General features: G+C 63.1%; 11 protein-coding genes. 8 read left to right on the top strand and 3 right to left on the bottom strand.

The genetic code is table 11. The features are described from left to right. The first annotated feature begins 32 nt into the window (after nt 1–32). The 4 genes from B6V76_RS02745 (at nt 33) to B6V76_RS02730 (ending at nt 4,785) form a co-directional block, all read left to right on the top strand. Complete coding sequence (locus B6V76_RS02745) at nt 33–1,463, top strand: mannose-1-phosphate guanylyltransferase/mannose-6-phosphate isomerase (protein WP_088726897.1); 1,431 nt, start codon at nt 33–35, stop codon at nt 1,461–1,463. Between the two features lie 138 nt (nt 1,464–1,601). Then, the gene (locus B6V76_RS02740; protein ID WP_141104868.1) at nt 1,602–3,716 is read left to right on the top strand and encodes a YjbH domain-containing protein; all 2,115 of its coding nucleotides are present in this window, start codon (nt 1,602–1,604) and stop codon (nt 3,714–3,716) included. Next, entirely contained in the window at nt 3,713–4,357 is a 645-nt protein-coding gene (locus B6V76_RS02735) for a YjbF family lipoprotein (protein WP_088726591.1), read from the top strand. The genes B6V76_RS02740 and B6V76_RS02735 overlap by 4 nt, the downstream gene beginning before the upstream one ends. 98 nt (nt 4,358–4,455) lie before the next feature. Continuing rightward, nucleotides 4,456–4,785, top strand: a complete 330-nt coding sequence (locus tag B6V76_RS02730) for a hypothetical protein (protein WP_075776504.1) — start codon at nt 4,456–4,458, stop codon at nt 4,783–4,785. A gap of 462 nt (nt 4,786–5,247) precedes the next feature. Here the strand turns inward: B6V76_RS02730 and B6V76_RS02725 are convergent, their stop codons facing one another. Continuing rightward, entirely contained in the window at nt 5,248–6,351 is a 1,104-nt protein-coding gene (locus tag B6V76_RS02725; protein WP_088726590.1) for a glycosyltransferase, read from the bottom strand. Nucleotides 6,352–6,804: 453 nt separating this feature from the next. Between B6V76_RS02725 and B6V76_RS02720 the strand changes: the two genes are divergently transcribed. The 3 genes from B6V76_RS02720 to B6V76_RS02710 are packed head-to-tail and all read left to right on the top strand — an operon-like array spanning nt 6,805 to nt 10,617. Beyond that, on the top strand, nt 6,805–7,890 hold the full coding sequence (locus B6V76_RS02720; RefSeq protein WP_075776502.1) for a polysaccharide biosynthesis/export family protein: 1,086 nt from the start codon (nt 6,805–6,807) through the stop codon (nt 7,888–7,890). Nucleotides 7,891–7,893: 3 nt separating this feature from the next. Beyond that, nucleotides 7,894–8,340 carry a low molecular weight protein-tyrosine-phosphatase gene (locus tag B6V76_RS02715; RefSeq protein ID WP_075776501.1) on the top strand — a complete coding sequence of 149 codons (447 nt, stop codon included), beginning with the start codon at nt 7,894–7,896 and terminating at the stop codon, nt 8,338–8,340. Between the two features lie 60 nt (nt 8,341–8,400). Next, the gene (locus B6V76_RS02710) at nt 8,401–10,617 is read left to right on the top strand and encodes a polysaccharide biosynthesis tyrosine autokinase (protein ID WP_088726589.1); all 2,217 of its coding nucleotides are present in this window, start codon (nt 8,401–8,403) and stop codon (nt 10,615–10,617) included. 307 nt (nt 10,618–10,924) lie between these two features. On the opposite strand, the gene B6V76_RS02705 is transcribed toward B6V76_RS02710, so the two are convergent. Together B6V76_RS02705 and B6V76_RS02700 are read right to left on the bottom strand one after the other, a co-directional pair. Then, complete coding sequence (locus B6V76_RS02705) at nt 10,925–12,271, bottom strand: pilus assembly protein TadG-related protein (protein ID WP_088718661.1); 1,347 nt, start codon at nt 12,269–12,271, stop codon at nt 10,925–10,927. A 1-nt stretch (nt 12,272) separates the two neighbouring features. Beyond that, nucleotides 12,273–12,650 (bottom strand): TadE family protein, encoded by a 378-nt coding sequence (locus B6V76_RS02700; RefSeq protein WP_088722735.1) that lies wholly within the window; start codon nt 12,648–12,650, stop codon nt 12,273–12,275. 242 nt (nt 12,651–12,892) lie between these two features. Here B6V76_RS02700 and B6V76_RS02695 point away from each other — a divergent pair, with 242 nt between their 5' ends. Next, nucleotides 12,893–14,053, top strand: coding sequence for an RsmB/NOP family class I SAM-dependent RNA methyltransferase (locus B6V76_RS02695; RefSeq protein ID WP_088726588.1), 1,161 nt, complete (start codon nt 12,893–12,895; stop codon nt 14,051–14,053). Nucleotides 14,054–14,170 lie beyond the last annotated feature (117 nt).

Genomic DNA, 14,170 nt, shown 5'->3' with positions numbered 1-14,170 from the left:
AGGAGAAACCTGCCGAGATGGGGAGGATGCACATGATCACTCCGGTTCTTCTAGCGGGCGGGTCGGGAACGCGTCTGTGGCCGCTGTCCCGGCGCAGCTATCCGAAGCAATTCGCCGAACTGACAGGGCCGGCAACACTGTTTCAAGCGACGGCAGAGCGGTTGTCGGGCGCGGGTTTCGCGCCGCCGCTGGTGCTCACACAATCCGACTTCCGCTTCATCGCGACCGAGCAGCTTGCCGCGGTCGGCATTGATCCCGGCGCGGTGATGCTGGAGCCCGAGGGGCGCAACACCGCCCCCGCCATTCTCGCCGCGGCGCTCTGGCTCCGACGCGAGGCAGGGGAGGAGGCGCTGATGCTGGTCGCGCCCTCGGATCATGTCATCGCCGATGCGCAGGCGTTTCAGGAGGCGATCGCAGGCGCAGAGCTTGCGGCGCGGGGAGGGCGGTTGGTGACCTTTGGCATTACCCCCGACCGGGCCGAGACGGGGTATGGATATCTCGAACCTTCTCAGGAGTCAGGCGTCGGCGGCCCCGTGCCCCTGGTCCGGTTCATCGAAAAGCCCGATCTCGTACGGGCGCGCGCCCTCTATGAAAGCGGCGATTACCTATGGAATTCCGGCCTCTTTCTGTTTTCCGCGGGCGCGATCCTCGAAGCCGCGCGAACCCATGCGCCGAGCCTCCTCGCGCGCGTCGAGGCGGCATTCGCTGCCGCGCGCGCCGATCTGGGTTTTCTGCGACTCGACCCGGATACCTGGGGGGATGCGCCCGACATCTCGATCGATTACGCGATCATGGAACGCGCGGGCTGCGTCTCCGTGATGCCGGTGCAGGCGGGCTGGTCGGATCTGGGCGACTGGGAGGCGGTGCGCCGCGCGGCCCCCGCTGCGCGTTCCGACGGGGTGGCGCTGTCGGGCGCTGCCACCGCGATCGATTGCCGCGACAGCCTGCTGCGCTCGGAAGATCCGCGGCTACAGATGGTCGGGATCGGGCTCGAGGACGTGATCGCGGTGGCGATGCCCGACGCGGTCCTCGTCGCGCATCGCTCGCGCGCGCAGGATGTGAAAGCGGCGGTTAACGCGCTCAAGGCCCGCGAGGCTGCGCAGGCGACAGACTTCCCGCGCGATCACCGACCCTGGGGCGGGTTCGAGAGCCTCGTCACCGGCGATCGGTTTCAGGTGAAGCGGATCACGGTGAAGCCCGGCGCGGCGCTCAGTCTGCAAAGTCACCACCACCGGGCCGAGCATTGGATCGTCGTTCAGGGCACCGCCCTCGTGACGCTGGGCAAGGAAGCGCGCCTCGTGACGGAAAACGAATCCGTCTACATTCCGATCGGCGAGACGCACCGGCTCGAAAACCCCGGAATGATGCCGATGGTTCTGATCGAAGTGCAGACCGGGGCCTATCTCGGGGAAGATGACATCGTCCGCTACGAAGATGTCTACATGCGCGCAGTGGGCGAATAGCACGTGCTCGGCGGCGGGTCGCCGCCCGGCAGTGCAAATCGGTGACAATTCCTTGGAAAAGCAGCAATTCGCGTTTCAGAGGAGTGCGACTCTCTGCTAGGTCTCCAATTGATTGTGACCGAGGCGGATTTTCCTGACATGTTGGCGCGCCCCTACCGCTCCCGTTTTCTCTTCTTTGCTATGGCGAGCAGTGCGCTCGCGGGTCTCGGCTTCGGCCCCGCCTGCGCGCAATCGGCCGACAGGGCCTGGGGCTATAACAGCTATGGCATTCCGGGGCTGATCGACATGCCCGTCGCGGGCAGTCGCGAGGATGCGGAGCTTGGCTTCAATGTCTTCGCCTTCGCCGGACAGACGCGCGTCTCGGCCGCGTTCCAGATCACGCCGCGCCTGTCGGCTGGCTTCCGATATTCGACGATCAAGAACTACATGGGCGGCGGTACGCTCTACGATCGCAGCTTCTCGATCCAGTATCGGTTCCTCGACGAGGGGCGCTTCTGGCCTGCGATGGCGTTCGGCATCAACGACATGACCGGCACCGGGGTCTATTCCGGGGAATATGTCGTGGCGACCAAGTCGATCTCGCCGAAACTGCGCGCGACGGCGGGGATCGGTTGGGGGCGGCTTGGGTCGAATAACGGCTTCGACAATCCGCTGGGCGTGCTGAGCGATCACTTCAAGACGCGCGGAGATCGCACCGGGGCGCAGGGCGGGACGTTCCAGCCGCAGCAATGGTTTACCGGGGATGCGGCACTGTTTGCGGGTGTCGAATGGCAGGCGACGGACAGGCTGCGGCTGATGGCGGAATATTCCTCCGACGCCTATACGCGCGAGGACGGTCCGACCTTCGATCGCAAATCCCCGGTCAACATCGCCGCGCAATACAAGATCAACGCTCAGGCCTCGATCACGGCGGGCTATCTCTACGGAACCGATTTCAGCGTGCAATTGAGCTACGCGCTGAACCCAAAGCACAACGCGCATCCGAGCGGGCTGAAAGATGCACCGCCGCCGGTCGTACCGCGCGCGGGCGTCGAGGCGGCGCAAAGCTGGACGAACGATCCGGCCTATCTGACGGCGAAGCTGCGCCCGGCCTTGGCGCAACAGGGACTGGTGCTGGAAGGCGCAAAGCTCAGCGGCTCCACCCTTGCGATCCAGATTCGCAACGACCGATACAACGCGCCGCCCGAAGCGCTCGGGCGCGCCGCGCGGGTGCTGAGCGCGCAGGCCCCTGCTATGGTTGATCGCTTCGCGATCACCCTGTCGGAAAATTCGCAGCCCGTCTCGACCACGACAATACGTCGGGACGACCTCGAAGCCTATGAATTCCACCCCGTCGGCGGCGAACTGATGCGCGCCCATGCACAGATCGACGGCGCGCCCCCTCGGCTGCCGGTCGCGCCCGGCACCTACCCGCGCTTTTCCTGGGGTGTCGGCCCTTATTTGCTTCCGGGCCTGTTCGACCCGGACGATCCGTTGCGCGCCGATCTGGGTGTAAGCGTGCAGGCACAATACGAGATCGCGCCAGGTCTGTTGCTGTCGGGGCGCGTGAACCAGAAGGTGATCGGCAATCTCGATCAGGCGAACCGGCCGTCGGATTCGGTGCTACCGCATGTGCGCTCGGATGCGTGGCTCTATTACAAGGGGTCGGGTCCGACGATTCCGGAACTGACGGGGGCCTATTTCTTCCGTCCGGGACGCGATCTCTTCGGGCGTGTGACCGCCGGCTATCTGGAGCCGATGTTCGCGGGTGTCTCGACCGAGCTTCTCTGGGCGCCGGAACACAGCCGCCTTGCTTTGGGGGCCGAGCTTAACCGGGTACGCCAGCGCGGCTACGACCAGCGCTTCGATCTGCGCGACTACGAGGTCACGACCGGCCATCTGTCCGCTTATTATCAGTTCACCGACCAGTTCTATACGCAGCTCGATGTCGGCCGTTACCTCGCCGGCGACTGGGGCGCGACGCTGAGCTTCTCGCGCGTTTTCGACAATGGCTGGAAAGTCGGGGTCTATGCGACGAAGACCGATGTGTCCTCGGAAGATTTCGGGGAGGGCTCGTTCGACAAGGGCTTCATGATCACCATCCCGCTGCACTGGGCGACCGGGCAGCCGACGAAGCAGCGCTATTCGACGGTGATCCAGCCGATCGTGCGCGACGGCGGGGCGCGGTTGGGTGTGGCCAACAGGCTTTACGGGATGGTGCGCGAAGATCAGCCCGCCTCCTTCGACGGAAATTGGGAGCGGTTCTGGCGATGAGATCACTTGTTTTCGGCGCGGCGCTGCTGGCGGTCGCGGGCTGTGCGCAATTCGACAAACTGGGCAACACGATGACGCTTCCGGGCGGAGGGGCCGTGGGGCAGGGCGCGCCCGTGCGATCCGCAACGAATGGCGAAGGTGTGGGCGTGAAGGTGGTGACGCGAGCAGTTCCGAAGCGCGGGCTCGAAGTTGTGATTCCGTCGCGCGACGCGAATGCGACCCTGTCTCTGGCCGGGCGGAATGGCACCGTCGAGACCTGGCGGTCCGGAGACGATATCACCGTGTCGGTCGATCGGGGCGTGGTGGTCGCGACCCGCGGCTTGGGCGACGATCTGATGGCGGCGGATTCGGGGCCGACGCTCGCCGCCCTTCGCAGCGCCAAGATGGACGCCTATCGCCGGACCTACCGCTTCCTTACGGCGGACAATCATGCGGACTATGTTTTGCTCGGCTGCAAGATGACTGCGGCTGGAAACGAAACCCTCGCAGGGCTGAAATTGTTGCGCCACGAAGAAGAATGTCGCAATCCGAAGATGGCAATAACCAATATTTACTGGACCGATGAAACGGGACGGATCCAGGCCGGGCGGCAATGGGTTTCCCCCACTGTGGGGCAGATCGCGATCGGCGTGCTCGACTAAACTGAATGGGCCTCGGGTATCAATTAACCCTATGGTTCACCAAAAGATTAATGTAAGATAATAATGTCTTACCTATCCCAACCTGATCGGAGGTTTCGATGACGAAGTTCTTTACGGGTGCCGTTGTAGTGGCAGCCACTCTTGCTGGTGCCCTTCCGGGTGCGGCCCAGAACCTGCAAGCGCCGGCCAATCTTAGCCACGACGCGCTCGTTGCCTGGGCAAAAGCGAATAATGTTTGCGACACGGCTGTGGTCGACGCTGTGTACAATAATAAAGGTGAGGCCGTGGTATCCTGCACGGCGGCGGCGAATAGCAACCTCGGCGGTGCGACCCCGGTCGTTGCGGTGATCGTTGGCGTCGGCCTCGCGGCAGCTGCTATGGGCAGCGGCGGCACTAACGGGACCAACGGAACCAACGGCACCAACTGATCCGCGCGATCCGTGATCTTTCGAAAGGCCTCGCTTGAAGCGGGGCCTTTTCGATTCCGCCTAACCACAGGGGAACGCTGCAAAACTATCCAAATCGACAGTGCTCCAGACCTTACAAATGCGCACTGATTCGCTCGAGTTATGATATGATAATCATAAGACGAGTGTTTGAGTGTTGGGGTAGGAGCCGATGTTGACAGGACTCGCGATTTTTCCTCTCGCGGCCCTGGTGTGGATGATGCTCTGGGAGAGCATTGCGCCTGTGCAGGATGAAGCGCCGTATCGCGAGGTGGCCAATTAGGGAATCGTTTGGGCCGATCTGGGCCCGGGCAGGGTGGTGACGAGCGCCGATCCGCGCAGGATAGGTAAGACTCGACGCGCCGGTCGGCGCTCGGCCCCATCGCTTGGAATACGCCGGGCGAAGACGCGCGGATTCCGAGGTGATGCGCGTGAGCTCTCGCGTTACATATCGATCCGTGCGCGGCGCGCGGTCGCCATTGCACGACGAAGCTTGCTGCCAAGCGCGACGCGACGATAGATCAGCATGTAGCAGACAAAAACCACGCCGACCCCCGCGCCGAGGGATGCGGGTGAAGTCGCGCTGATCACGGTTATGGAGCACGCGATCAGGCTCAGTGACCAGAGAACGACCGAGGTGATCGGATTGCGCATCTCCGGATGTCCGAGCGCTTCGGCAATTCGCTTCGCACGGCTGCGATAGACGAGGCTGTGCAGGTGCAGCCGATCCGCCGCGCCGGGATGGGTTCCGTCGCGCTTCAGCCTGCGGCGAATCGAGACGACCGTCTCGATCCACGGATAGGCGAGCGCGAGCACGGCGATCAGCGGTGAAATCTCGGGATTGCGGGCGGGCAAGACGATGCCGATCACGGCGAGTACGAACCCTGTCGCATAGGCCCCGGCGTCACCGTAAAACAGCTTTCCGGCCGGAAAATTCATCACGAAGAATCCCGCGATCGAGCCGATCATCAGCAGGCAGATCGCCAAGATCGGCCCGTCATTGGTCTGCTCGGCGATCACCGCGAAAGCAGAAAAGACGATGATCGCGCTACCGGAGGCGAGCCCGTTCACCCCGTCGATGATGTTGAGCGAATTGGCGATCCCGCCGATAGCGATGGCGCTGAGTGCGATCCCGAACGCCGGGTAGCGCAGCAGGTAATCGAGCCCGGGGATATCCGCGCGTTCAATGTGGTAGCCGGACACGAGGCAAAAAATCAGCCCCGCACATACGGTGGCGAGCAGGCGCCACTTGGCGGAGACTTTCTTGGTGATGTCCTCGATCGCCCCGGAGCCGAATGCAGGGCTCGCGCAGAGGCAGATCGTCCACCAAAGCGCCTGTGTCTGCGCATCCAGTGTCAGACCCGCAACCAACGCACCTGCCAGAAGGGCAAAGCCGCCGATCCGCGGGGTCGGGGCCGCGTGGATTTTCTGGATGCCGTGATCGCCGTCGAGCGTGAGCTTGCCATGAAAACTCTTTGTTGCAACGATGAGGGCCGCCATCAGGAACGATGCCAGGAAAGCCGTCACAACATATTCAAGGCCAATCATACACTGCCCTCTTGCATGAAAAAAATATTATCGCGGCGGCAGATGTTAATATTCCGCTAACGCGTCATCGTAAAAAATATCGATAATCGTACGGATACTCTTGCTCGACAGGGATACTTAACTTTTTTCCGGAGGGTCAACGGCTTTTGACTCGCGTTAGGCGAAAAACGTCAGAAAACTTCACTCACCTGTTCGCGACCAATGCGTTCGCGACCAATGAGGATGAGCTCCTGTCGCGCGTATGCTCAAACGATCGGGGCGGAGTTCACGCGGTTCCAGCGGGTGGGGGCTCGCTGTCAGGTTGAGTGATTTGAGCCAGAATCGCGCCTCGACGCGATTGGACGGTTGAAAACGGCGACAGCTTGTCTATTCAGAGGCGCTAGACGAAACCCGGTCCCGACCGCATGGCCGGAACGGATCAGAAGCTTGGATTAAGAGGCTCAGGAGGGCACGATGGGGGCAGTGACGAGGATTTTTGTGGCGCTCTGCGCGTCGCTCTTTTTGGCCTCCTGCGACACGTCGACCACGAATTTCCCTGTAAATACCCGTAACGTCAGTTCCGTCGAGGATCCGGCAGCGGGCGATGTCGCGATTGTGCGGCTGAGCCTCGCCAACGTCTCCACCTTCGGCGCGCCCTCCGATCTGAGCGGCGGGCGCACGACCCTGCCTTCGAACGGCTATTGGAACTACCGCATCGGGCCGGGCGATCTGCTCGATATCGTCGTCTACGAACATCCCGAACTGACCTCGCCCGCAGGCTCGACCCGGACGCCCGCCGAGGGTGGTCTTCGCGTCAATTCGGACGGAACTTTCTACTATCCCTACGTCGGCAACGTGCGCGCCGCGGGCCGGACGCCCGAACAGGTGCGTGCCGATCTCTCGCGCAAGCTGAAGGAGTTCATCCCCTCGCCGCAGGTTTCGGTGCGCGTGGTGGGCTACAACTCGCAGACCGTGTCGGTCACCGGCGAGGTCGGCAAGCCTGCGCGGATCCCGCTGACCTCCAAATCGCTCACGCTGCTCGATGCGATCAACGAGGCGGGTGGTCTGAACGATGCCGCCGATGCGCGTCGGGTTCTTGTGCGCCGCGGCGGGCGCAGCTACGCGGTGGACTTGCAGGCCTTCCTCAATCAGGGGATCGCCTCCAACAACCCGGTACTGCGCAATGGCGATGTCGTCTCGGTGCAGCGCGCGACGAAGCTGGAAGCCTATCTGCTCGGGCAGTTGGTGAAGCCCGGTCCGATCGACCTGACCAAGGACGACGTGAGCCTCACCGAAGCCGTCACCGCTGTCGGCGGATTGAACACCAATCAGGCCGATGCGCGCGGCGTCTTCGTGTTCCGTGACACGCCGAGCGGCGTGGTGGTGTTCCAGCTTGATACGTCGAGCGCAGCGGCCTTTGTCGTAGGCACGAAATTCTTCCTGCACCCGCAGGACGTCGTCTATGTCACGACCGCGCCGGTCGCGAAATGGAACCGTGTGGTCTCCAACATCCTGCCGACGCTGAGCACCGCTCGCGCGGCCTCCGCACTGGCGAACTGAGCGATGGCGAAAGTCGGATCCATCCTCGTCGTCTGCGTCGGAAATATCTGTCGCTCGCCTGTGGGCGAACGGCTTCTCGCTGCGGCACTGCCAGAGTGCAAGGTCACCTCTGCCGGAATCGGCGCGGTGGTCGGCGCGGGCGCGGACGAGACCATGAGCGAGGTCGCCGCGGAAAACGGGCTGAGCCTCGACGGCCATGTCGCGCGCCAGTTCACCGCCGAGATCGGGGCCGAGCACGAGCTGATCCTCGTGATGGAGGCTGGCCACAAGCGCGAGATAACGCGCCGCGCGCCGCAACTGGGCGGGCGGGTGATGCTGTTCGATCAATGGATGGGCAGCAAGGGGATCGCCGACCCGTACCGCGAGCCGATCGAGGCTCATCGCAAGGCATTTACCGAGATTTCCGCCGCGAGCGAGGCATGGGTCTCGCGTCTCGCGCCGAAACGGTGAGCGGCATAACTGGCGGCGCGCGTGGGTTTGGATAAGCATTTGAGAAATTGAGCGGGACAGATGAAGCAAATTTCCGAGATAACCCAGAGACATGCCGCGCAGCCCGAGGTCGAGGATGACGAAATCGACCTGATGGCGCTTGCCGGCGCGCTTTTGGGGGGCTGGAAATGGATCGCGCTGGCCTTTGCCCTGGCTGTGATCCTCGGCGCTTTCGTCGCGCTGCGCAAACCGGTGGTCTACGAGGCGAACGGCCTGTTGCAGCTCGAGCAGTCGCAAAACGGTCTGTCGGCGCTTCCGGAGTCGATGCAGACGCTTCTCGGCAGCGATGTTGGCGGCAAATCGCAGGCCGAGACCCAGATCGCGATCATGTCGTCGCGGCTGGTGCTGGGCGATGCGGCGAACAAGCTCGACCTGCAGAACTTCGTCATTCCGCGCCGGCTGCCGCTTATCGGCATGCTTCCCGCGAACCTGCACTTGCCCGATCCGGGCCTGTTCACCCAATACCAGTGGAACGCAGAGACGGTTCAGATCGGTAAGCTGAAAGTGCCCGCTCAATGGCAGGGAGAGCCGATGACGCTGACCGTGACCGGCGCGGACAGCTATCGCGTCACGCTGCTCGACGGCACCGAAGTCAGCGGTACGGTCGGCCACGAAGTTACCGCGCGCGATGGCGATTTCGCGCTTGCGCTATCCGAGATGGACGCCCCGGTCGGCCGCGAGTTCTACATCGGGCGCCGCTCTCTCAACGCGACGATTCAGGCGATGCGCGAAAACTTTTCGGTCTCCGAAAGCCCGCGCGGTTCGAACATCCTGCATACCGCATATCAGGACACCGACCGCCAGCGCGCGGAAAAGATCCTCAACGCGATCGCGGCGTCTTTCGTGGACCAGAATATCGAGCGCAATTCGGCCTCCGCCGAGAACAGCCTCGAATTCATCCAGAAGCAATTGCCCGAGGCGCGCAAGAACGTGTCCGAGGCGGAGCAGGCGCTCAATGCCTATCGCCAGAAGCAGAAATCGGTCGACGTGAAATACGAGACCCAGGCCCTGTTGGAGCGCGTCACGAAGATCGAGGGGGAACTGTCCGCGCTCGATCTGAAAGAGGCCGAGCTGAAGAACCAGTACACGGTCAACCACCCCGCCTATCAGGCGCTGCTGCAAAACCGCAAGGAACTGCAAGCGCAGCTGGAACAGGCGAAGAAGGCGACCCAAGGGCTGCCGGAGACGCAGAAGGACATCTTCAATCTGCAGCGTAACCTCGAAGTGGCGCAGCAGGTCTACACCCAGCTTCTCAACCGATCGCAGGAATTGCAGGTCGTGCGCGCCTCGACTGTCGGTTCGGTGCGCGTGATCGACAAAGCCTATGCGAGCATCATCCCGGTCGCGCCGCGCAAATCGCGGATCGTCGCGTTGGCGGGGATACTGGGTCTCATCATCGGCGCAGCCTACGTTCTGATCCGTCGCGCGCTGCGTCACGGAATCAAGGGCGCCGAAGAGATCGAAGCGCTCGGTCTGCCAGTCTTCGCAACCGTTCCCTTCGCCAAGGAGGCGTCCGATCTACGTCACCGCAAGGGCGACCTGCCGATCTTCGCGCTTGAACATTCAGACGCCGTGACGACCGAAGCGCTGCGATCCCTGCGCACTTCGCTGCATTTCGGGCTACTGGATGCGCAGACCAACTCGATCCAGGTGACCTCGGCCGCGCCGGGGGTGGGCAAGACCTTCCTTTCGATCAACCTCGCCGTAGTCGCGGCGCAAGCGGGGCAGCGAGTTTGTCTGATCGATGCAGATATGCGCAAAGGCTATCTCGCGCGGTTCCTGCATCTGCCGAAGACGGTGGATGGCCTTTCGGATTATCTCGGCCACGAGAAGGCGCTGGAAGAGGTGATGCGCGACGGGCCGGTCGAGGGGCTGAAGGTAATCACCTCGGGCCGCTACCCTCCGAACCCGTCGGAACTGCTGATGCGGGCCGAGTTCGGGACCATGCTTCGCCAGCTCGACAGCGAGTTCGATCTCATCATCGTCGATGCGCCGCCCGCGCTTGCGGTCACCGATCCGGTGGTGATCGGGCGCTCCGTAGGCGCGAGCATCGTGATCGCGCGCCATCTTGAGACGATGCAGGGCGCGGTGCGTGCCGTGCAGGCGAGCTTCGAGGCGGCGGGCACGTCGATCACGGGCGCGGTCCTCAACGGCTTCAAGGCCGAGGCGGCCGAGCGTTATGGCGGTCATTACCAATATCACTATAACTACCGCTACAGCTACAAATCCGACGATTGAGCAGGGCCATCCCGGTCCGTGACCGGGGCGGGAGGCGCGACTGCTGCGAAAACTGCTGGGCCGGGCGAAAATCTCGAAGCTCGGGATCACCACGCCCGAACCGCGACCAGGCCGCCATGGCATCCCCGGGAGCGGGTGCCGCATTTGTTGAAACCGATCGCCACGCGCGGGAGGGAAGGCGGTTGCGCGGAAGCGGCGCGATCAGGCATGGCGACGTCGAGAGCAATGGAGCGGCCAAAACGTGGCCTCTCCTGTCCCATCTTGCGCGGATTGTTTCGATCGCGCTTTGCGCCCGCTGGGAGGCCCCTTACATCCGCAGGCGGAAGTAGCTCATCTCGATATTGCTCTCCATGCCGGTATCGCAATGACCGAAGCGCGAGTTGGAGGTGCCGTCGATCTTGCCGCCAGAGACGATCGCGACTCCTTCGATCCCGTCTGCCTGCGCCGAGAAGCTTACATCCTTCATCGCGAGGATCTGACCGCCGTAGAAGGAAATTTTTGCCGCCGAAGAGACACCGCCCATCGTGATCAGCTTCGCGCCGCCATCGGGTGCGCAATTGTCGTCGCGCCCGATCCGCAGCCCCTGCGGCGCCGAGAAGCTGCGATCATCGGTCGAGGTGTTTGCGAAGATCGCATTTTCCAGCGCGACGCCGTTGCCAAATTTCACCGGGCAGTTCGCGATAACCGCGACCTCGGAGATCACGCTCGGGTCGGTCGTCACGGACCCGTCGACCTTGTTCGGGACCGAGATCGTCACGCTCGAATTGCAGTCGAGTATGTAGAGATTGCCGGGCGCGAAATCGGTGGTGTCGAGCTTCGTCCCGTTGAGGAAGGTCGGCGTCCGGTTCGTAATATAGGAGGGCAAATAGCCAGTGCCGTCGCGCATGGATTCGATGATCTTCGGAATGCGGTCGAGCACGCGCAGCTTGTAGAAGGAGGTGCGCAGCGCCTCTTGCAAGCCGTCGTTCTGCTTGAAGCCGGATGCGGGGATGTCGAGCTTGCTGGTGTCGGGCATCGACACGATCGCGCCGCTCTCGAACATGTTGTTCTGGTTGAGCGACACGTATTGCGCCGCGTAGAGGCAGAAGCCCGACGCGAAGCTGTTGCCCGATTGCAGGTCGATGACACCTTTCGCGGCCAAGCCTTCGGTGAGGCAGGCGGGCTGGTATGCTTCGGCGACGGCGCCGGTATTGATCTGCCAGCCGTCCTGACCGATCACCTTACCGAAGAAGGTGGGCGCTGCGTTCGCGCGGTCGGTGGTGCGATGCGCCATCACGCGCACCGCGGGGCTGAGATCGAGGTCGGGGGCGTAATCCGTAAGGAAGCGATTGTTGGTCGCGTCGTAATAGCCGAAGGTCACATCGTCTTTGGTGATGACCGAAGTCGCATCGTCGGAGCCGAGGTTGGAATGGGCCAGCTCGGCCGCGCGAGTCCTCGCCTCGTCTTTGGTGATCAGGGGGTCGGAAGCAAGATACATCGCACCGAGCGCGGCAGCATCCGTCGCATCCTGCATCTGCACCCGCTCGCGATAGCCGTTGGAGACGTCGAGCGCGAGACTGCCGACGGCGAGGAACAGGATCGTCCAGAACAGCGAGAGCTGAGTGATCATGCCATCTTCTTCAGCGGTGAAATCGGTAATCGTTACGCGGCTCATCTCAGGACTCCATGTAGCGGTAGTCGCGGACCGTGAGGTCCATGTTCAGAACTTTGGTGAAGAGGCCCGTCGCGACGAGTTCGGACATCGGAATCGTCACGCGGGTCTCGATGATCCCGTCGGTGACGCTCGTGTCGAGCGTGTAGGTGTTTTGGTCATAGGGAAGGAGCGCGCGCAGCCGCGCCATGGTGTCTTCGTCATTCTCGAACCGCCCGACCGAATAGGCGCGATCGACGTCTTGCACGATGCCGAGGATGCGGGACTGGGCGTTGAAAATGAGGGAAACGTCGACGGTTACCGCCAGCATTCCGACGAAAAGTGGCAACCAGAGCAGCGCCTCGATCGTCGTGGCGCCGTCTTCGGCCGACAGAAAACTCATTAATCGCTTCAAGGAGGGATACCCCGTGGCTGAAAACGTCCTTTTACATGTTCCTTAGGGAGAAAAAGGGAGTTGTCGCGGCGTAAATGTGGCGAAAAGTGGGTTACGATCAATAAATTAAGGTTTAACAGCAAGATTCTACGAGCGTGTGACCCGGGAGCGGTCTTTGTCGCGTGGCATTGCGCCGCCCAGCCGGCGCGCCTAGAACCGGGCCAGATCACAGCCCGCCTCGGAGCCCGCCCATGACGCCAGCCGCGCGCTATGCCGCCGCCATCGATATTCTCGACCGCATCCAGTCGGGCGAGGTGGCCGAGCGCGCGCTGACCAACTGGGCGCGCAGTCACCGTTTCGCGGGTTCAAAGGATCGCGCGGCGATCCGCGATCACGTCTTCGACGTGCTGCGCTGCAAGGCAAGCGCAGCGCTTGCCGGCGGCGGGGCCGGGGGACGCGCGCTCGTCGCCGGGTTGCTGCGCCTGCAAGGCGTCGATCCCGCGACGATCTTCACCGGGGAGGGCTTTGCGGCTGACCCCTTGTCCGAAGTCGAGCGCGCCGCGCTGACCCATGCCTTGCCCGACGATATTGCCCAGCTGGACTGGCTCGATTGGCTGCGTGATCAGCTCGCTTCCGATCTTGGTGCGGATTTTGACGCCATCTCCGAGGCGATGCGCGCCCGCGCACCGGTTTTCCTCCGCGTCAATCTTGCCAAGACGGACCGCGACCGTGCGATCGCGGCGCTCGCGAAGGACGGGATCGAAGCCACGCCGCACCCGCTGGCCGCGACCGCGCTGGAACTCGGCGCGGGGGCGCGGCGCATTCAGCAGGCCGCGGCTTACAAGGACGGTCTGGTGGAGTTGCAGGACGCGGCCTCGCAAGCGGCGATCGCGTCGGTGCCGCTCGGGCCCGGGGAGCGTGTGCTAGATTATTGCGCGGGCGGTGGCGGCAAGTCGCTGGCGCTGGCGGCAGCCTGTCCGGAGGCGCTGATCGCAGCGCATGACATCGATGCGGGCCGAATGCGCGATTTGCCCGCGCGCGCGAAACGGGCCGGGGCGAAGGTGTCCCTGCGCGCGCCGGGGGATCCGGGGACGGGCTACGATCTGGTTCTGGTCGACGCGCCATGCTCGGGCTCGGGAACGTGGCGACGCACGCCGGATGCGAAATGGCGTCTGAGCGCCGCGCGGCTGTCGGAACTGGTCGCCTTGCAGAGCGAAATCCTCGACGCCGCGCGCGGCTTTGTCGCCCCCGGCGGCCGCCTCGTCTACATGACCTGCTCGCTGCTTACGGTCGAGAATGGCGCGCAAATCGCCAATTTCGCCATGCGCCACGGCTGCGAGGTGCTGTCGCAGCGCCAGATCACGCCGCTCTCGGGTGGCGACGGGTTTTTCGTGGCCCATCTCCAGCTTTGAGTTTCCCGAACTGGCGCTCGCCTTCTCACGGTCGCGTGATTGACTCGCGCGTTCGCTGAAAGTCTAGTCTCGTTAATTGGGTTTTAAGTTTTTTGCCGCGCTATGGGACCGAGACGT

The sequence above is a fragment of the Thioclava sp. IC9 genome (assembly GCF_002213225.1).
Lineage (GTDB): Bacteria > Pseudomonadota > Alphaproteobacteria > Rhodobacterales > Rhodobacteraceae > Thioclava > Thioclava nitratireducens.
The sequence above is the reverse complement of the archived record's forward strand: the minus strand, read 5'-3'. Positions and strand labels throughout refer to the sequence as shown.